The organism is Devosia sp. Soil_C_22, assembly GCF_057657195.1.
Window position 1 is genome coordinate 3,079,764 of sequence record NZ_JBDGIY010000001.1, and the last position, 17,685, is coordinate 3,097,448.

Below are 17,685 nucleotides of genomic sequence, written 5' to 3' on the forward strand. Positions count from 1 at the left end.
ACCAGCGCACTTGGCCGCCCCCTCCACCAGCTTCGCTGGTCCCCCTCCCCCGCTGCGCAGGGGAGGATCGCCACCACCGGCGCGTGTCGCCAAACAGGGCCCCTATGACCCCCAGCACCCGAAAAACCCTCGAGTTCCTGCTCGATAACCTCGTCTGGTTCATCCTGCTCGCCGTGCTGGCGATCTTCTCGATCTTCATCCCGAACTATTTCCAGCCCGGCATCTTCGCCAACATCATCGAGGCCTCCTCGGTGCTCGGCGTCATGGCCATCGGGCTGGCGCTGGTGATCATCTCCGGCCACATGGACCTCTCGGTCGAATCCGTTGCCGCGCTCAGTGCCATGGCGGTCGGCATCCTGTTCTGCTCCGCCGGCATCGGCATCGGCCTGCAGCTGCAGCCCGACTGGCTCGCAGTGCCCGTGTCGCTGCTCATCGCGCTCGCCGTCGGCGCCGCCATCGGCCTGTTCAACGGCCTGCTCATCGTCAAGCTGAAGATGAACGCCTTCATCGTCACGCTCGCCAGCTATATCTGGGTGCGCGGCCTCGTCCTCGCCATTTCCGGCGGCCGCTCGGCGCAGGATCTGGCCCCGGCCATCCGCTGGTTCGGCATCCAGCGCCTCGGCATCACCCTGCCGGACTTCAACTTCGCCATCCCGCTCACCGCCTGGCTCGCCATCGGCTGCTTCGTGGTGTTCAGCTTCATCATGGCCATGACCCCGTTCGGCCGGCACCTGAAGATCATCGGCGGCAACGAGCAGGCCGCCTTCCGCGCCGGCATCAAGGTCGATCGCCTGCTGATCACCGCCTTCGTCCTCGCCGGCGCCATCGCCGCGCTCGCCGGCTGGCTGCTCGCCATCCGCACCTCCGGCGCCACGGCGAACCTGGGCATCGGCATGCTATTCAACGCCTTCGCCGCGGTGGTGATCGGCGGCATCAGCCTGAAGGGCGGCGTCGGCGCCCTGCCCGGCGTCTACGCCGGCGTGCTGCTGCTTTCGGCCATCAACACCGCCATCAACCTGATGGGCCTGCAGGCGCAATATACCCAGGTGATCCACGGCCTGCTGGTGCTCGCCGCAGTGTTGCTCGATACGTTCAAGCTGCGGATACGCCAGAAACTCGCGTGACCGTGCCAATGCCGGGCTGATCGTGCCAAACACACGATCGCCCCGGCCTGCGCCGGGTGCCCCGGCGGGTGGGAAAAATAGGGACCCCCGTCTAAAACCGCATTACCATATACACCGCGTTCCGCGGTGCATCCGGCCCCGTCAACCGCATGAAACCGAGCTTTTCGTAAAACGCCAGTGCCCCGCGATTGCGCGGGCTCACGCCCAGGTGCATGCCCGTGGCGCCGTCGTGCTTCAGCGCCGCCATGACATGCTCCAGCGCCTTGCGCCCGAACCCCTTGCCCTGCACTTCCGGCAACAGGTCGATATGGCCATGCGCAGGATAGGGATGCAGCGCCGCGGGATAGGTGAAGCTCGGGTGGTGGATCAGGCGCCGCGCCCAGTCGCTGCCCGTCCAACTCGCCTCGTCCGGTCCCGGATCGGCTACCGTGGCCGCGATCGTGGGGAACCACTCGCGCCCCGCCCAATCGTAGTAGGCCGCGCTGTCGGGCGCCCCCAGCACATAGCCCGCGACCCCGTTCGGCCCCTCGATGACGAAGGCATAATCGGGCGCGAACATCTGGTAAGGCACCGCATAGATGAGCCCGAGCAGGCGCGGATCATCTTCCCGCGCACTCGCATCCGCACCGGAATCGCCGGTCTTGAGGCACACCATCTCGAGCGCCGGCCGGTCCTCCGCCGTGGCCCGCCGCAGCCGGTAGCCATCCCCCAACTCAACGTCCATAGCTCGCCCCCTGCCGTCACGCGGCCGCTCCACCGGCGGCTGATTGCTGCTGCCGCAACCTATAGATTCGCCTCGGCTGCGGCCATCCGCAACTCATCCGCATGTCCGGTATGATTTTGGTTCGGCCTGTCTCCATCACCTGCCCTTCGACTCGCGTGCTTTTGCCTTGCCATCACCAAGCCAAAAGCATACCAGTTGCATAACGGTAGCCAAATGGCTGGAGGGACCGTGGACTTCTACGCGGCGGTAAAGGAGCGGATGGATCGGCAGCACGGCCCGCTGGGCGAGCGGCTGCGCAACGCGCTGGTCGATACCCTCGATGCCGGCGTGATCGCTGCCGGCGAGTCGCTGCCCTCCGAGCGGGAAATGGCCGAGCGGCTCGATATCTCGCGCTCCACCCTGCGCCAGGGGCTGAAGGACCTGGCACTGCAGGGTCTCGTCGCCACCCGTCCCGGCGCCGGCACGGTCGTCGTCGGACGCATCCACAAGGCGCTGTCGCGCCTCTCGGGCTTCACCGAGGACATGCAGCTGCGCGGGCTCCTGCCCAGTTCGCGGGTGCTCGAATGCTCTATCGCGCCGGTGGATTCGGACGCGGCGTTTCGGACCGGTCTGCCGCTCGGCACGCCGGTGCTGACGCTGGTCCGCCTGCGCCTTGCCGGCGGCGAACCCATTGCGTACGAGCGTTCTATCGTACCGGTGGACGCCGTCGGTTCGGATTATGACGGCATGAGCTCGCTCTACGAGCGCATGGATGCCCGCGGCTTCCGCCCCCGCCGGGTGCTGCAGAGCCTGCAGGCAACCGGCGCCGATCCCGAGATCGCCCAACTGCTCGCCATCGCCCCCGGCGCTGCCGTGCTCGAAATCACCCAGCTCGGCTACGGCGCCAGCGGTACCGTGGTCGAGGATGCGGTCAGCTGGTATCGCGGCGACCGCTACAAGTATGTCGGCGAGCTGAGGGGCTGAGATGAGCTGCATGCCCCCGCGCCACCGCTACCGTGACCAGTTGGTCATGATCGTCGACCGCATGCTGGCCGAGCAGGGCTCGGCCTTTGACGCTGCGCGCGACGCCGTGGCCACCGCCCTTGCCGGCGATCACCTGATCTACATCGCGGGCAGCGGGCACTCGCACCTGCTCGCCGAGGAGGCGTTCTATCGCGCCGGCGGCATTGCCGCCGCCCAGGCCATCCTCGATCCCGACCTGATGCTGCATCTGGGCGCTTCGCGCTCGACCCAGCTGGAGCGCGAGGAGGGCCGCGCCGAACGCGTGCTGGCCAACTATCCGGTCGGCCCCGGCGACGTGGTCATCATCGCCTCCAATTCCGGCCGCAACGCCTACCCGATCGAGATGGCCCTCGCCGCGAGGTCGCGTGGCGCCACCACCATCGCGCTCACCTCCGTCCGCCACTCGCGACAGATCACCTCGCGGCACCGCTCGGGCAGCCTGCTGTTCGAGGTCGTGGACCTCGTGCTCGACAATGGTGGCGAATATGGCGACGCCTCGCTGCCGATCGGCGGGAGCGTGCGCATGGGACCGACTTCGACGCTGGTCGGCGTCTTCATCCTCAATGCCCTGATGGCCGACGCGGTCGAGCTGCTGTCCAAGCGCGGTATCGCGGTCGACGTCTATCAGAGCGCCAACATGCAGGACGCCGAGGCGTCTGCAAACGACATGATCCGCCGGTGGCAAACGCGGATCAGGGGGCTGTAGGGTCGTCGGGCAGGCGACCCTACAGCCTCGTTTTTCTTGAATGTGCGGGGGTCAGAAACCCCCTCTCTTGCGAAAACTAAGGACTTAGCTGCGCTAAGCCCAAGTTTTCGCTTTCTCCCCCGCCAAGGGGGAGAAGATCACCGCGTGACCCGGTGGGTGTGAGACGCACCCTCTCCCCCTCGGCGGGGGAGACGCGAGACTTACGAGCGTAAGCGAGTTAGTCGCAGCAGAGAGGGGGTGCGGTGGCGCACCGGACGCCACTCACCCCTCGCGCGGCGGATAAACATGCTCCCCGCCCCGCCAGTCCGTCACCACGCACAGCCCGTCCTCGTCGCGCACATTGGCCGCCGCGATCGGCGCCTTCCCGTAGCCGCCCGGGATATCGAGCACATAGGTCGGCTGGCACAGCCCCGACACCCGCCCCCGCAGCGCCTTTACCAGCGCCTGGCCTTCCGCGATCGACACGCGGAAATGCGCCGTCCCTGGCGCAAGGTCCGGATGGTGCAGGTAATACGGCCGCACCCGCGCCTCGACGAAGCCGCGCATCAGCGCCGCCAGCACGTCAGCATCGTCGTTGATCCCACGCAGCAGCACCGACTGGCTCAGCATCACGACACCCGCGTCTACCAGCCGCCCGATCGCCGCCCGCGCCACATCGGTGAGCTCGCGCGGATGGTTGGCGTGCACCGCGACGTAAGTGGTCTTGCCGCTGGCCTTGAGCGCCGCGATGAGCTTCTCGTCCACCCGCTCGGGCTCCACCACCGGCACGCGCGAGTGGAAGCGCACGATCTTCACATGCGGAATGTCCGCGAGCCGCGCCATCATCTCCTCGAGCCGGCGCGCCGACAGCACCAGCGGATCGCCGCCGGTGAGGATCACCTCCCAGATCTTGGAATGGCTCGCGATATAGCCGATCGCCGCATCCATCGCCTCGGGCGACAGCGTGCCCAGCCCCTCAGGGCCGACCATCTCGCGCCGGAAGCAGAAGCGGCAATAGACCGGACAGACATGCACGGCCTTGAGCAGCACCCGGTCGGGATAGCGGTGCACGATGCCCTCGACCGGCGAATGCGTCAGGTCCCCGATCGGGTCGGCCCGCTCCTCGGGCGTCACGCTCAACTCGGCGAAATCCGGCACGAACTGCCGCGCGATCGGATCGTTCGGGTCGTCCCGGTCGATCAGCCCCGCCACCGTCGGCGTCACCGCGATGGCGTATTTCTTCGCCACCACCTCGGCTTCGTCCAGCCGATCGGCCGGGAGCAGCCCCGCTGCCATCAGGTCCTTCGCCGTACGGATCGCGCGATCCTGCTTCATCTTTCGTCTCCCGCGACCGGTACCCAGATCACGTCGGTGATCCGCGGCGCGCCTGTCGCCAGCAATATCAATCGGTCGAACCCGAGCGCCACGCCGCTGGTCTCGGGCATCAGCGGCAACGCTGCGAGCAGATCCTCGTCGATGGGATAGCGCTCGCCATAGAGCCGCGCCTTCTCGGCCATTTCCGCCTCGAACCGCCGCCGCTGCTCATCCGCGTCGGTCAGCTCGCCGAAGCCGTTGGCGAGCTCGACCCCGCAGGCATAGAGCTCGAACCGCTCCGACACCCGCGGATCGTCGGCCACGCGCCGTGCCAGCGCCGCCTCGGCCGCCGGGTACCGATCGAGTACCGTGATCCGTCCTACCCCCAGCGCCGGTTCGACCATCTGCACCAATACGCGGCTGAACAGGTACGACCAGGTGAATTCCCCCGGCACCTCCAGCCCCAGCGCCCGCATCTGCGCGGCCAGCGCCTCGGCGTCGGTATTGCCCGCCGCATCCATGGTCGTGAAGAGATCAACGCCGGCATACTCGCGGAACGCGTCGACGACGCTCAGCCGCTCGGGCTCGGCGAACGGATCGCAGGTGCGGCCGCGAAACCGCAGCACCGCGGCCCCGGTCGCTTCCGCCGCGATCCGGCACAGCGCCACGCAGTCGGCGATCACCGCGTCATAGGCCTCCTCGCCGCGATACCACTCGAGCATGGTGAACTCGGGATGGTGCAGCGCGCTGCGCTCGCGATTGCGCCACACATGCCCGATGGCGGCGATGCGCCGCTCGCCGGCCGCCAGCAGCTTCTTCATCGAGAATTCGGGCGAGGTGTGGAGATACATCGTCTCCCCCAGCCCATCATTGCCGATCATTTCGGTGGTGAAGGCGTGCAGGTGCGTCTCGTTCCCCGGGCTGCGCTGCAGCCCCGGCGGGTCGATGAGCACGAAATTGTGGTCGGCGAAATAGCCGCGCACCGCCAGCTCGATCCGATTGCGCGCCAGCAGCAGCGGCCGCCGGTCGGCATGGACCGAAGGCGTCCACCAGGGCGATGCGGGCGGCGATTGCGGGGCAGAGACCAATGGCGTGTCTGTTTGCTGCTCGGGACTGGCGGTTTTCGCCAAATTGCGCTATCGGGCGGCCCACACAGAGATATCGGTGCGTCCGGCCGGGCCTAACGTTCGCTCATCTAGGCCGCCGCCTGCACATGAACAAGGAAGAAATAATGGTCAAGGTCATCGCCTCGTCGCTGCGCAAGAACAATGTGGTCGAGCACGACGACGGCAAACTCTACATCATTCTGTTCGCCGAAAACATTCACCCGGGCAAGGGCAACTCGGTGACCAAGGTCGACATGCGCCGCATTTCCGACGGCGTGAAGGTCGCGGCCAGCTGGCGTACGGTTGAAATGGTGGAGAAGGCCGACGTCGACGAGCGCGCCTACAACTTCCTCTACAACGACGACGAAGGCTTCCACTTCATGGAGCCGACGACTTTCGAGCAGATCACCGTCTCCAAGGACGTCGTCGCCGATCAGGCCGCCTATCTGGTCGATGGCATGGAAGTGTTCATCAAGACCTTCGAGGGCAATTCCCTCTCGATCGAGCTGCCCCAGCGCGTCACCCTCGAGATCGTCGAGACCGAGCCCGTCGTGAAGGGCCAGACCGCCTCGTCCTCGTTCAAGCCGGCGACGCTGAACAACGGCGTCAAGACCATGGTCCCGCCCCATATCGGCGTCGGCACCCGCGTCGTGGTGATGACCGAAGACGGCTCGTACGTCGAACGCGCCAAGGACTGAGACCCTCATCCGGCGCTACGCGCCACCTTCTCCCCGACGGGGAGAAGAATACGGAGAGGCTGGAGGCCACCGCTATTCCTCTCCCCGTCGGGGAGAGGGTGGATCGGCCGGAGGCCGAGACGGGTGAGGGGTTCAGCCCCCTCACCACCCCATCGCCTTCCCTACCGCCCGCAAATCCTCGACGAACCGCTCCCGCTCCCGCGCTGCCTCCTCGCGATCCGGCATGCGCAGCAGATAGCTGGGGTGCACGGTCGCGAACATCCGCGTGCCATCCTCGAGCTCGGTGATCTTCCCGCGCACCGACGACAATGTCGTCCCTGAGCCAGCCAGACTTGACACCGCTGTCGCCCCCAGCGCCACGATCAGCCTGGGCTTCACGAATTCCCGCTCGAGGTTCAGCCAGAACTTGCAGGCCTTCACCTCCCCCATATTGGGCCGCTGGTGCAGCCGCTTCTTGCCGCGCGGCACGAACTTGAAGTGCTTCACCGCATTGGTGACATAGGCCCGCTCGCGCGGCAGCCCTGCCTCGGCCATCGCCGCGTCGAACACCTTGCCCGCCGGCCCGACGAACGGCTTGCCCGCCAAGTCCTCCTGGTCGCCCGGCTGCTCGCCCACGAACATCAGCCCGGCGGTCTTCGGCCCTTCGCCGAACACCGCCTGCGTCGCGTGCTCGTAGAGCGGGCAGCGCCGGCATTCGTCGATCGCCTCGCGTGCCTCTTCGAGCGAGCCGATTTCCTCGTCAGCCGGCTCCGGCTCGACCTGCCGCTCCATTCGCCTCAGATGTTTCGATGACGGTTCGTTTGCCTGTCGTGCGACCATTTCGGCCTCCGCTTCCCGCGCACCGCGGATCAGGGAGGGAATGAGTTCGGCCTCGGGCAGGTTGCGCCAGTATTTCACCGGCATCTCCGATTTCATCATCTGAACCTTCAGTCGGGCCGGATTGAAGATCGAGGCGAAGTAGCTCTTCCACACCGGCTCCAGCGCATCCTCGGCCGGCACATCGGCCTTGCTGCCGCCCGCCCCGAATTCCAGCGTCTCGCCGTCCCAGTAGGCCGAGCGATAGGGAGTCACGATCGCCCAGATCATGCCGGTGAAGCGCCTGACGAAGAACGGCGCCACCCGCTCGAGCACGTAGTGCTCGGGCTCGAACCAGGCCACGAAACGCTCGAGTCCGCTATCGTCGGCAATCTCCTTGAACCGCACGAACGCCTTCATCTTGTGGGCGTCGCGCCGCACCGCCGACACCCGCCGATCCAGCCGCTCCACGTCCGGATCCGACCGCACCGTCATCAGCGTGGAATCCTTCTGCAGCCGCCATAGCAGCCGGTAGAGCAGCGCGAACCGCTCCGGATCGGTGTGGCAGATCCCGGCCTCGGCCCAATCGATGAACCGCTGCGGCACCGTCCCGACCTTTCGGCCCGTCACCTGTGGCGCCGGCTCCGCAGTGCTGAACAGATCGTCCGGCGTCGTCGGATCGAGCCACGTCACCTCGTCCGGCGGGACGGCGGCAAGCAGCAGCCCCCGGGCTGCGGCGCGCCATTCGTCGAAATCGTTGAGCGATTTCAGCCGGATGGTTTTCACAGCGCAGCCCAGTGCGTAAGCTCCACCCCACCCACCGGCTTCGCCGGTCCCCCCTCCCCATCAAGGGGAGGGAAACAGCGGGCAACCTCCACTCCGACTTCGCAGTCGGGTCTCCCTCCCCCTTGTGGGGAGGGGGCACCGGCGAAGCCGGTGGGTGGGGGTGGCCAAGCACTCCGAGCCATCAAAACAGCTCCATCTGCACAGGCTCCGGCGTCATCCGCCGCCGCAGCCCCGCGTCATCCGTGAGCTTCCCCGGCGTCCAGTCCGCCGCCTCTATGAATGGCCGCGCCTTGTCGATCGAGCCCGCCATCCGCGCCACATCGGCCAGCGTCAGCCGATGGTGCCGACGCCCGGCGAGTATCCGGTCCACCACCCGCACCCCCAGCCCCGGCACGCGCAGGAGCCGCTCGCGCGCCCCGCGGTTCACGTCCACCGGAAACAGCGCGCGGTTGCCGAGCGCCCAGGCGAGCTTGGGGTCGACCGCGAGATCGAGATGCCCACCCTCCCCACCCGAGACGATCTCATCCGCGTCGAACCCGTAGAACCGCATCAGCCAGTCGGCCTGGTACAGGCGATGCTCGCGCAGCAGCGGCGGCGCCTTCACCGGCAGGCGCGAGCTCGCATCGGGAATGGGCGAGAAGGCCGAGTAGTAGACCCGCTTCAGCCCGTAGCCCGAATAGAGCCCGGCACTGCGCCTGAGGATGATCGCGTCGTCCGATCCATCCGCGCCCACAATCACCTGCGTCGATTGCCCGGCCGGCGCGAGCTTCGTCGGCTTCTTCTTGCCCTCGACCTTGCCCTCCGGCCGGCTCTCCTCGCGCTTTGCCTCGATCGCCGCCATGGCGGTCCGGATGGCACTCGGCTTCTTCTCCGGCGCGAATGTCTCGAGGCTCACATCGGTCGGTAGCTCGATATTGGTCGAGAGCCTATCCGCCCATCGGCCCGCTTCCGCCTGAAGTTCTGCCGAAGCATTAGGAATGATCTTTAAGTGTATGTACCCATTGAACCTGTGGGTTTCGCGTAGCGTGCGAACGACGCGCACCAGTTCTTCCATCGTGTAGTCCGGCGAGCGGATGATGCCCGACGACAGGAACAGCCCCTCGATATAGTTGCGCTTGTAAAAGCCCAGCGTGAGATCCACCACTTCCTCGACGCTGAATCGCGCCCGCTGCACGTTCGAGGACGAGCGGTTGACGCAATACACGCAGTCGTAGACGCAGAAATTAGTCAGCAGGATTTTGAGCAGGCTGATGCAGCGTCCATCCGGCGCATAGGAGTGGCAGATGCCGCTCCCCTCGGTCGAGCCGATCCCCTTGGTCTCGAGACTCGACCGCTTGACCGTGCCGCTCGAGGCGCAGGAGGCATCGTACTTCGCCGCGTCCGAGAGGATCGCGAGCTTGTTGGAAAGCGTCAGCTGGACCATACATGTTCACTATTCGTTCGCATCGAACATGAACCCGCCACCGACTCGTCGCAACACAAAATGACATCCGCCCGATCACGCCTTCGTTCGCTATCGCTGAACGATCAGTCCCGCGCCGGTGCCTTCCCACGGACACCGCCTGCCCCTAAGTTCTGAGCCAACGGAACCAGAGGAGGCATAAATGGCCCTCGAACTCGGTGGCATCCACCATCTCACCGCCATCACCGCACAGGCACAGCGGAACGTCGATTTCTACACGCGCGTGCTCGGCATGCGGCTGATCAAGAAGACCGTCAACCAGGACGATGTCAGCGCCTACCACCTGTTCTACGGCGATGCCGTCGCCTCCCCCGGCGCCGACCTCACCTTCTTCGATTGGCCCGCCGCGCCCAACAAGCGCGGCAACCACGAAGTCGGCCGCACCGGCCTGCGCGTCGCCACTGAAGCCGACCTCAGCTGGTGGAAAGAGCACCTCGCCGAGCACGATGTCGCCTCCGGCAACATCAAGGAGCGTGCCGGCCACCTCTCCCTCGATTTCGAGGATTTCGAGGGCCAGCGCTTCCGCCTCATCGCCGATCCCAAGGCCGGCCCCGGCCACCCGTGGGACATGAGCCCGATCCCCGCCGAGCACCAGATCCTCGGCCTCGGCCCGATCACGCTGTCCGTGCCCGACCTGGCTCGCACCGCTAACGTCCTCACCAACGTGATGAACATGCGCGAAATCCGCACCTACCCGGCGCGCGAGAAGCATGGCGAAACCCACGTCTTCGAGATGGGCCCGGGCGGCGCTGCGGCCGAACTGCATGTCGAGGTGAACCCAGGCGCCCCGCAGGCCCGCCAGGGCGCCGGCGGCGTCCACCACGTCGCCTTCCGCACACCGGACAAGGATCAGTTCAACGATTGGGTCCGCCGCCTCACCGGCTCGGGCATCCGCTCGTCGGGCGAGGTCGAGCGCTACTATTTCAAGTCGCTCTACTTCCGCGAGCCCAACGGCATCCTGTTCGAGATCGCCACCGACGGCCCCGGCTTCACCGCCGATGAGCCGCTGGAAACGCTCGGCGAGCGCCTCACTCTCCCGCCCTTCCTCGAGCCGCGCCGCGCCGAGATCGAAGCGGGACTGAAGCCGCTCTGAGCGGCCAAGCACCGCCCTCTCCGTGATCCTCCCCCGCTGCGCTGGGGAGGATCAAGAAGGCCCGCTGGCCCGTCGGCAGTCACCTCTCCGGTGCCCGCTACGGCGCCAGCGCTGCCGCAAGGTCCACCAGCCCGACGAACTCGGCCCGATACCCGTTCTCGTCGGCACCGCGCGCCCCGCTCGCCAGCGCCCGGATCTCGTCCCAGCGCATCTCGCCGTAATTCGAGCCCTTGAGCTTTTGCCCGAAGGCCGCGACTGCCGCCGCAAAGCGCGCATCGTCCGAGGCCTCGCCGATCTCGCGCACCGCCAGATCCTGCCCGATCGGCTGCTCGACCAGTGTCGACGTATCGCCATCCGGCAGCTTGTAGCGTAGCTTCAGGTAGCCGATCTCGCCACTCGACATGGCCGGAGCCGCCGTCGTCTCCCCGCCATAGCGCAGCGGATCGTTGAGCGCCGCGCCCGAGCCGACCGGGGTTATCTCGTACAGGGCCGTCACCGTGGTGCCCGCCCCGATCTCGCCGGCATCGACCTTGTCGTTGTTGAAGTCCTCACGGTTGAGCGCCCGCGTCTCGTAGCCGATCAGCCGGTATTCGCTGACCACCTGCGGGTTGAACTCCACCTGGATCTTCACGTCCTTGGCGATGGTCTCGAGCGTGCCGCCGGCATCCTCGACCAGCACCTTTTGGGCTTCCCTAAAACTGTCGATATAGCTGGCATTGCCGTTCCCGTTCTGGGCCAGCGCCTGCATCGTATCGTCGCCGAGATTGCCCGCCCCGAAGCCGAGGACGCTCAGGAACACCCCGCCGTCGCGCTTGTCCCTGATGTAGGTCTTGAGCGCTTCGGGGTCCTCGATGCCGACATTGAAATCGCCGTCGGTGGCAAGAATCACCCGGTTCACTCCACCCGTCACCTTGTGCTCGGCCGCCAGCCGGTACGCGAGCTCGATCCCCTCCGCACCGGCGGTAGAACCACCGGCCGAAAGGTTGTCGAGCGCCGCAAGGATCTTGCTCTTTTCCGTACCCTTCGTCGGCTCCAGCACCACGCCGGCCGAACCGGCATAGGCGACGATCGAGATCGTGTCATTCGCCCCGAGCTGGTCTACGAGCAGCGCAAAGGCACGCTTCAGCAGCGGCAGCTTGTCCGGCTCATCCATCGACCCGGACGTGTCGATCAGGAACACCAGGTTGGATGGCTTGTCTTCCGTCACCGGCGGCACGTAGCCCTTGATGCCGATCTGGACGATCTGCGTGCCGGCGTTCCACGGCGTCGGATAGACCTGCACACTCGGCTTGAACGGGGTCGCCGCATCGGTCGGCGCCGGATATGCATAGTCGAAATAGTTGATCATCTCCTCGACGCGTATCGCATCGGGCTCGGGCACCCAGCCCTCGTTCAGCGTCCGCCGCACATAGGAATAGGACGCCGTGTCGACATCGATCGAGAAGGTCGAAACCGGCGCCTCGCGCACGATCTTGACCGGCGACTCCGTGAACGTCGTGAACTGGTCGCCGCTCGGCGCAGTGGGCTGCGCCACCATCGGTGCCGGCATCGCCAGCATGTCGGCAGCGCCGCTCTGCGCCTGAGGCGCCGTGGCGAAGGTCTGCATCGGCGCGCGCGGCTGGGCAAGCGTCGAGGGCGGCACCGGCGCCATCTCCATCTCCGGCATCGCCTGCCGCTTCATTTCGGGCGAGGCCTCGGCCATCGCCGGCATCTCCGCATCGGCACCGGCGGCAGGCTTGGCTGCCTGCGTCTGCACCGCAGCATTGCCGAGCGCCTCATCGGCCGGCACCACCGCGAGGTCCTCGCGCACCCGGCCGGTCTCGATCGCCATCGGCTCCGGCGTGGTCGCCGTCACCGAGGCCGGCGCGTCAGCCGCGGTCTGCACCGGCGGGTTGATCGGCGAGATCGCCGTGGTCGAATAGAGCTGGTAGCCCAGCGGCAGGAGCAGCAGCGCGACCGCAGCCGTGCCCAGCCCGTAGGAGAGGCGGGTATCCATCGTCCATTTCCCTTTCCACTCTTGGAAGATGGACCTGAGACGACCGATCGCCGGATTTCCTTGGGCGGCCTTTTTCTGATTTTCCTGCTCGGCATCGAAAGCCAGCAGCGCCGCATCGAGCGCACGGCGCCTGGCCGCCGCCGAAGGCGCCGGAACCTCAGCCTGCCGCAGAGAATTGAGTTTTTCGTCCTGGTTGCTCATAGGAGCCCCCTTAGGGTCTTCTTGGCCTCGTGCACGTGCCACGACACCGTTGCTTCCTTGCACCCCATGATCACGCCGGCTTCGGCGTGGCTCATCCCCTCGGCGTAAATCAGCAGCACCGCATCGCGTTGCTGCTCGGGCAATCTTCGTACCGCGGCCCACAACTCGCGGGAGGCCGCCGAGTCTTCCTGCTCGGGCAGGTATTCGTCCGGCGCCACCTCCGCATAGCGGTCGGCGTTGCGGTTCCGCCGGCTGCGCGCCCGCTGCATGTCGCGCACCGCGTTCAGCGTCACGCGATAGAGCCAGCTGGTGAACGCCGACCGGCCATCGAAACTTTTCAGCACCGAGGCGAGCTTGATCACCACCTCCTGCGCCACATCCTCGGCATCCGACACCTTGCCGCACCATTTGCAGGCGGTGCGGAAGATGAAGTCGTAGTGCCGCTCGACCAGTTCCCCGAAGGCATGCCGATCCCCGCCGATCGCCCGGGCGATCAGCGTCTCGTCGGCAACGGGCGGGGCCATCACCCCGGCTTCAACGAACTGCGGCATCAAGGCTGAGGACCGTAGCACCTGGCATTCTCGCGCGGCATTTATGGGTGAGACGCGCGGGCCGAGGCAATCCTTGGGGTGGGGAGTGAAAAAAGTTGGCAGGAGCCCCGCGCACCACGCGAGCATCCTACCCACCGGTTGTCACCCCTGCGAAAGCAGGGGTCCAACGCGCAGCCCGCGCTGGAGGAGAGATGGATCCCTGCCTTCGCAGGGACGACAGCCGGCGTGCGAGGCACCAGCGTCACCCCGCCGCCTTGCCTTCGCCACCCCGCGAGCGTAGGCCACCAGCATGACCGACCAAGCCCCAAAGCCAAACTCACCCTGGCGGATGAATTCCGGCCGCATCGTCCTGCTGGTCCTGGGCGCGCTGCTGGTGACCTACACTATCTCCGCTCTGTTCAACGGCCTAGGCAACTACCAGCAGCTCAAGGAAGCCTCGCAGGAGGCCAAGGCCGCGGCGGAAGCGCCGGCGACGAACTAGTCGGGTCGCCTGCTCTCTCTCGTGTCCCTCATCACCGGGCTTGTCCCGGTGATCCAGCCGCTCCGCGTCCGCGGAGCGAGAAGGGCTCTTGCACGCGGCAGACGCCGCGTGGCTGGATGGCCGGGACAAGCCCGGCCATGAGGGCGTCATTGAAATAGCAGACGTCGTCGTGACCTAAGCCACCAGCGCCTGCGGCACGGCCTCAGCGATAAACCCGCCGCCCAGCACTTCCGTGGTCTCGCTCTCATCGGCGTAGAACACGCAGGCCTGGCCCGGCGAAATGCCGTACTCGCCGGCGAACAGCGTCACAAACACCTCGCCGCCATCCATGTGCACGGCTCCGGCCTGCGGCGGCCGCGTCGAGCGCACCTTCACCTCGATCGGGAGACCGTTCCCGGCCGCCAGTGAAGCCAGCGCCCGCTCGCCGAGCCAGTTCACGTCGCGCAGCCGCACGGTCTTGGTCATCAGCGCCTCGCGCGGCCCCACGATCACCCGGCCGGCCTTGTGGTCGAGCTTGATCACGTAGAGCGCCTCGCCCGCCGCGATGCCCAAGCCCTTACGCTGGCCCACCGTGTAGTTGATGATGCCCTCGTGCGTGCCCAGCACGCGCCCGTCGAGATGCACGATCTCGCCTCCCGCATGCGCCTCGGGGTGCATCTTGCGGATCACGTCGGCATATTTGCCCTGCGGCACAAAGCAGATGTCCTGGCTGTCATGCTTTTCGGCAACTTCCAGCCCGAACTCGCGCGCCAGCTCTCGCACCGCCGGCTTGGTCATCCCGCCCAGCGGAAAGCGCAGGAAATCGAGCTGATCCTGCGTGGTCGCGAACAGGAAATAGCTCTGGTCGCGGCTGTCATCCACCGGCCGGAACAGCCGGCGGCGACCGTCCACGAGCTTGCTCTGCACATAGTGCCCCGTCGCCAGCACGTCCGCGCCGAGATCCTTGGCCACCTCCATCAGGTCGACAAACTTCACGCTCTGGTTGCATGCAATGCACGGCACCGGCGTCTCGCCCTGCTGGTAGGCATTGGCGAACGGCTTCATCACGGAATTCTTGAAGCGCTCTTCGTAGTCGAGCACGTAATGCGGGATGTTCAGCGCCTGCGCCACGCGCCGCGCATCGTGAATATCCTGGCCAGCGCAGCAGGCGCCCTTGCGGTGCGTCGCTTCGCCATGGTCGTAAAGCTGCAGGGTAACGCCGACCACATCGTAGCCCTGGCGGGCAAGCAGTCCGGCAACAACGGAACTGTCCACGCCCCCGGACATCGCGACCACGACGCGCGTGTCCTCGGGACGCTTGGGCAAATCAAGCGAATTCAGGTCCATATCTCTCATCCGGAAGGGTTCAAGGTCCGACGGATGGCGCGGGATATAGTCGCTCAGGCCGAGGATGTCACCTCTTGATCCTCCCCCGCGAAGCGGAGGAGGGGGACCGGCTAAGCCGGTGGAGGGGGCGACAACACGAGCAGGTCGAGGGTGCAGTGCAGCCGCTTTTTCTGTCTGCACCTCCCCCCTTGTGGGGGAGGCCGGGAGGGGGCGTCTTTATCGGCTAGGCATATCTTGCCGATTGAACAAGCCTTGCCGGCCATCGCGGCATCCGCTGCCATCTAACCCATTGTTTTTGCTACCTCCCGCCCCGGCATGCGGCTTGCATCGCTCTCGTCGGATTATTGTGTCTCGCGAGGCATTCGTGTCGGTCACCGTCGGCTTTTCCCAGGCAAGTTCGCCGCTCGTCACGGGCGCGGCGCCGGCTGGCGCTGTCGCCCCGACGCTGGGGACCGATGCCGGTGGCGCCGACCTGTTCGCCATGCTGGTGGCCATGCTCGCGCCCGGCGCGACGCCGCCACCGCAAGCGATCGACACGCCCAAACCCAAGGGCTCCGACCTCCTGAACGTCGAGCCGACCGCGCACCCCCTGCCCGGCGCCCAGGTGGCGAACGTCCCCGCAGCCAAGCCTCCGGCCGATATTCCGCCGATTGCGACGCAGCCCGACAGCCCCGTGCCGCCCCCGGCTCCCCTCGCTTCCGTGCCCGCCAGCCTCGAAGCCACCCCGACCACCGGGGACGGCAAAGCCCTGCTCAAGGCGTTCGGCGCAGCCCTGCGTGCCGCCCAGGCGACGCTGCAGGACGGCAAGCCGCTCGATCCCGAGCAGGAGCAAAGGCTTCGCGACACGCTCGATGCCGTCGCCGCCTATTTCGGCGGCCTGCCGCAGCCCCAGCCGACGGCTACGCCCACCGAAGCGATTGCCATCGTCGGGCAGATGGCTGCCGGCCTGCTGCCGACCCCCGCCACCGACCTGCCCCCTGCTTCGCTCTCTCCGGATGGCGGCACGGAGACGGCCGAGCGGCCCGAGGCCCAACAGCCGCAAGCCACCGCGCCGGCCCAGGCTGTCGTGGCGACACCGACTCCTCCTGGCGCGGCCGAGTTCCCGCCCCCCGCACCCCTCCCCCCGGCACCCGCTGTTGCCGCCGCCACGGCGCCGGACGCGCCGGTCGATGCGGCCCCCGCGAGCCTCGTCCCGGCCGCCGTGCAGGCGAAAATCGTTCCGGAGGCGCTGGGCAAGCTCGGCACTGCCCTCGAGTATCTCGCAGCCCGGCTCGAGCGGCAGTCGCCCGACCTTGCCAGGACCCTCGCCAAGCTGGGCGATCGCATCGCCGTCGGCGATGTCCCCGACGACGTGCTGGCCGAACTCGGCCTGACTCGCACCGCCGACAGCACCACGCCCGAGCTCGAGCAACTGACCGCCGCGCTCACCGCCACGCCCAGGCCGGAAAAGCCGGCGGCTGCCGCCCCGCCGCAGCGGCAGCCTTTCGCCGCCGTCGCCCTCGATGTACTGGAGCCGCTGGCCGACGATGCCGAGCAGCCGAAGCCGGCCAAGCCGCAGCCCGTACAGGCTGAACCGCCGAGGCCCGAACCCGTCAAACCGCCGCCCAAGGCCGAGGCAAATCCGGCGGCCCCGATCCCCGCAGCCGCGCCCACCACGCCCGACACCGCGCTCGAGTTCGATGCGTCCACCGACCTGCCAACCGACAGCCCCGCTCCCGACCTGAAACCGAGTGCGCCGAACGCCGCGGCTGCTACTAGTAAGCCGGCCGATCCCACTCCCACCCAACCGCAAACCGCGCCGCAGCCGCTGAGCCCGCCCGCACCCGTTGCCGCAGCCCCGCCGGTCGATGCCGCGGCCCCGGTCGCGCGCACCGCCCATGCCGCCTACCAGGCCCCGATCCAGCAGGTGAATCTGCCCCAGGTCGCCTTCGAGGTCGCGCGCCAGTTCGAGGCCGGCAATTCGCGCTTCCAGATCCGGCTCGATCCACCCGAGCTCGGCCGCATCGACGTCAAGCTCGATGTCGACAAGTCGGGTACCGTCAGCGCCCGCCTCACCGTTGAGCGCTCCGAAACGCTCGACCTGATGCAGCGCGACCAGCGCGCTTTGCACCAGGCGCTGCAGCAGGCTGGGCTCGACGCCAACAAGACCAACCTCGAATTCTCGCTGCGCCAGAACCCCTTCGCCCAGCAGGGCGGCCTCGCCGATGGTCAGGCCAACAACCAGCCGCGCTTCGGCGGCAATGGCGCCGGCGGCGGCGATCCCTCCGGTGCGGAGATCGCCCCGGCGGCAAATCTTTATCGCGGCACGGCCTCGGCCGGCGGCGTCAACCTTTTCGTCTAG

Annotated in this window: 15 protein-coding genes; 7 read left to right on the forward strand and 8 right to left on the reverse strand. The window is 67.1% G+C overall.

Annotated elements, in window-relative coordinates; translation table 11 throughout:
* Window positions 1-104: 104 nt before the first annotated feature.
* On the forward strand, window positions 105-1,124 hold the full coding sequence (locus AC3A6I_RS14880) for an ABC transporter permease (protein ID WP_487544508.1): 1,020 nt from the start codon (window positions 105-107) through the stop codon (window positions 1,122-1,124).
* Between the two features lie 91 nt (window positions 1,125-1,215).
* Here AC3A6I_RS14880 and AC3A6I_RS14885 read toward each other — a convergent pair whose 3' ends face one another.
* On the reverse strand, window positions 1,216-1,848 hold the full coding sequence (locus AC3A6I_RS14885; RefSeq protein WP_487544509.1) for a GNAT family N-acetyltransferase: 633 nt from the start codon (window positions 1,846-1,848) through the stop codon (window positions 1,216-1,218).
* Window positions 1,849-2,061: 213 nt separating this feature from the next.
* On the opposite strand from AC3A6I_RS14885, the gene AC3A6I_RS14890 reads away from it, so the two are divergent.
* Together AC3A6I_RS14890 and AC3A6I_RS14895 are read left to right on the forward strand one after the other, a co-directional pair.
* On the forward strand, window positions 2,062-2,811 hold the full coding sequence (locus AC3A6I_RS14890) for a GntR family transcriptional regulator (protein ID WP_487544511.1): 750 nt from the start codon (window positions 2,062-2,064) through the stop codon (window positions 2,809-2,811).
* A gap of 1 nt (window position 2,812) precedes the next feature.
* The gene (locus AC3A6I_RS14895; protein ID WP_487544512.1) at window positions 2,813-3,556 is read left to right on the forward strand and encodes a sugar isomerase domain-containing protein; all 744 of its coding nucleotides are present in this window, start codon (window positions 2,813-2,815) and stop codon (window positions 3,554-3,556) included.
* Window positions 3,557-3,817: 261 nt separating this feature from the next.
* Here the strand turns inward: AC3A6I_RS14895 and AC3A6I_RS14900 are convergent, their stop codons facing one another.
* Together AC3A6I_RS14900 and epmA are read right to left on the reverse strand one after the other, a co-directional pair.
* Window positions 3,818-4,870 carry a lysine-2,3-aminomutase-like protein gene (locus AC3A6I_RS14900; RefSeq protein ID WP_487544513.1) on the reverse strand — a complete coding sequence of 351 codons (1,053 nt, stop codon included), beginning with the start codon at window positions 4,868-4,870 and terminating at the stop codon, window positions 3,818-3,820.
* A complete protein-coding gene (gene epmA / locus AC3A6I_RS14905) occupies window positions 4,867-5,937 on the reverse strand; it encodes an EF-P lysine aminoacylase EpmA (RefSeq protein WP_487545037.1) in 1,071 nt (356 codons plus the stop codon). The genes AC3A6I_RS14900 and epmA overlap by 4 nt, the downstream gene beginning before the upstream one ends.
* Before the next feature lie 143 nt (window positions 5,938-6,080).
* Between epmA and efp the strand changes: the two genes are divergently transcribed.
* Window positions 6,081-6,653 (forward strand): elongation factor P, encoded by a 573-nt coding sequence (efp, locus tag AC3A6I_RS14910; RefSeq protein WP_487544514.1) that lies wholly within the window; start codon window positions 6,081-6,083, stop codon window positions 6,651-6,653.
* Between the two features lie 141 nt (window positions 6,654-6,794).
* Here efp and AC3A6I_RS14915 read toward each other — a convergent pair whose 3' ends face one another.
* Window positions 6,795-8,234: a UdgX family uracil-DNA binding protein gene (locus tag AC3A6I_RS14915; protein ID WP_487544515.1), complete on the reverse strand. Its 1,440-nt coding sequence runs from the start codon at window positions 8,232-8,234 to the stop codon at window positions 6,795-6,797.
* A gap of 181 nt (window positions 8,235-8,415) precedes the next feature.
* Window positions 8,416-9,657: a putative DNA modification/repair radical SAM protein gene (locus tag AC3A6I_RS14920; protein ID WP_487544516.1), complete on the reverse strand. Its 1,242-nt coding sequence runs from the start codon at window positions 9,655-9,657 to the stop codon at window positions 8,416-8,418.
* A 181-nt stretch (window positions 9,658-9,838) separates the two neighbouring features.
* Between AC3A6I_RS14920 and AC3A6I_RS14925 the strand changes: the two genes are divergently transcribed.
* On the forward strand, window positions 9,839-10,789 hold the full coding sequence (locus tag AC3A6I_RS14925; protein ID WP_487544517.1) for a ring-cleaving dioxygenase: 951 nt from the start codon (window positions 9,839-9,841) through the stop codon (window positions 10,787-10,789).
* Window positions 10,790-10,886: 97 nt separating this feature from the next.
* Here the strand turns inward: AC3A6I_RS14925 and AC3A6I_RS14930 are convergent, their stop codons facing one another.
* Complete coding sequence (locus tag AC3A6I_RS14930) at window positions 10,887-12,986, reverse strand: vWA domain-containing protein (protein WP_487544518.1); 2,100 nt, start codon at window positions 12,984-12,986, stop codon at window positions 10,887-10,889.
* Window positions 12,983-13,537, reverse strand: coding sequence for an RNA polymerase sigma factor (locus tag AC3A6I_RS14935; RefSeq protein ID WP_487544520.1), 555 nt, complete (start codon window positions 13,535-13,537; stop codon window positions 12,983-12,985). The genes AC3A6I_RS14930 and AC3A6I_RS14935 overlap by 4 nt, the downstream gene beginning before the upstream one ends.
* Before the next feature lie 289 nt (window positions 13,538-13,826).
* Between AC3A6I_RS14935 and AC3A6I_RS14940 the strand changes: the two genes are divergently transcribed.
* Window positions 13,827-14,018, forward strand: a complete 192-nt coding sequence (locus AC3A6I_RS14940) for a hypothetical protein (RefSeq protein WP_487544521.1) — start codon at window positions 13,827-13,829, stop codon at window positions 14,016-14,018.
* Window positions 14,019-14,192: 174 nt separating this feature from the next.
* Here AC3A6I_RS14940 and mnmA read toward each other — a convergent pair whose 3' ends face one another.
* Window positions 14,193-15,344, reverse strand: coding sequence for a tRNA 2-thiouridine(34) synthase MnmA (gene mnmA / locus AC3A6I_RS14945; RefSeq protein WP_487544522.1), 1,152 nt, complete (start codon window positions 15,342-15,344; stop codon window positions 14,193-14,195).
* Window positions 15,345-15,708: 364 nt separating this feature from the next.
* Between mnmA and AC3A6I_RS14950 the strand changes: the two genes are divergently transcribed.
* On the forward strand, window positions 15,709-17,685 hold the full coding sequence (locus tag AC3A6I_RS14950) for a flagellar hook-length control protein FliK (RefSeq protein WP_487544523.1): 1,977 nt from the start codon (window positions 15,709-15,711) through the stop codon (window positions 17,683-17,685).

Bases quoted from the DNA above. Each gene is read 5' to 3' on its own strand.
- efp (WP_487544514.1), top strand. From the start codon at position 6,081: ATGGTCAAGGTCATCGCCTCGTCGCTGCGCAAGAACAATGTGGTCGAG.
- AC3A6I_RS14885 (WP_487544509.1), bottom strand. From the start codon at position 1,848: ATGGACGTTGAGTTGGGGGATGGCTACCGGCTGCGGCGGGCCACGGCG.
- AC3A6I_RS14935 (WP_487544520.1), bottom strand. From the start codon at position 13,537: ATGCCGCAGTTCGTTGAAGCCGGGGTGATGGCCCCGCCCGTTGCCGAC.
- AC3A6I_RS14920 (WP_487544516.1), bottom strand. From the start codon at position 9,657: ATGGTCCAGCTGACGCTTTCCAACAAGCTCGCGATCCTCTCGGACGCG.
- AC3A6I_RS14890 (WP_487544511.1), top strand. From the start codon at position 2,062: ATGGCTGGAGGGACCGTGGACTTCTACGCGGCGGTAAAGGAGCGGATG.
- AC3A6I_RS14930 (WP_487544518.1), bottom strand. From the start codon at position 12,986: ATGAGCAACCAGGACGAAAAACTCAATTCTCTGCGGCAGGCTGAGGTT.
- AC3A6I_RS14900 (WP_487544513.1), bottom strand. From the start codon at position 4,870: ATGAAGCAGGATCGCGCGATCCGTACGGCGAAGGACCTGATGGCAGCG.
- AC3A6I_RS14925 (WP_487544517.1), top strand. From the start codon at position 9,839: ATGGCCCTCGAACTCGGTGGCATCCACCATCTCACCGCCATCACCGCA.
- AC3A6I_RS14880 (WP_487544508.1), top strand. From the start codon at position 105: ATGACCCCCAGCACCCGAAAAACCCTCGAGTTCCTGCTCGATAACCTC.
- AC3A6I_RS14895 (WP_487544512.1), top strand. From the start codon at position 2,813: ATGAGCTGCATGCCCCCGCGCCACCGCTACCGTGACCAGTTGGTCATG.
- AC3A6I_RS14940 (WP_487544521.1), top strand. From the start codon at position 13,827: ATGACCGACCAAGCCCCAAAGCCAAACTCACCCTGGCGGATGAATTCC.
- mnmA (WP_487544522.1), bottom strand. From the start codon at position 15,344: ATGGACCTGAATTCGCTTGATTTGCCCAAGCGTCCCGAGGACACGCGC.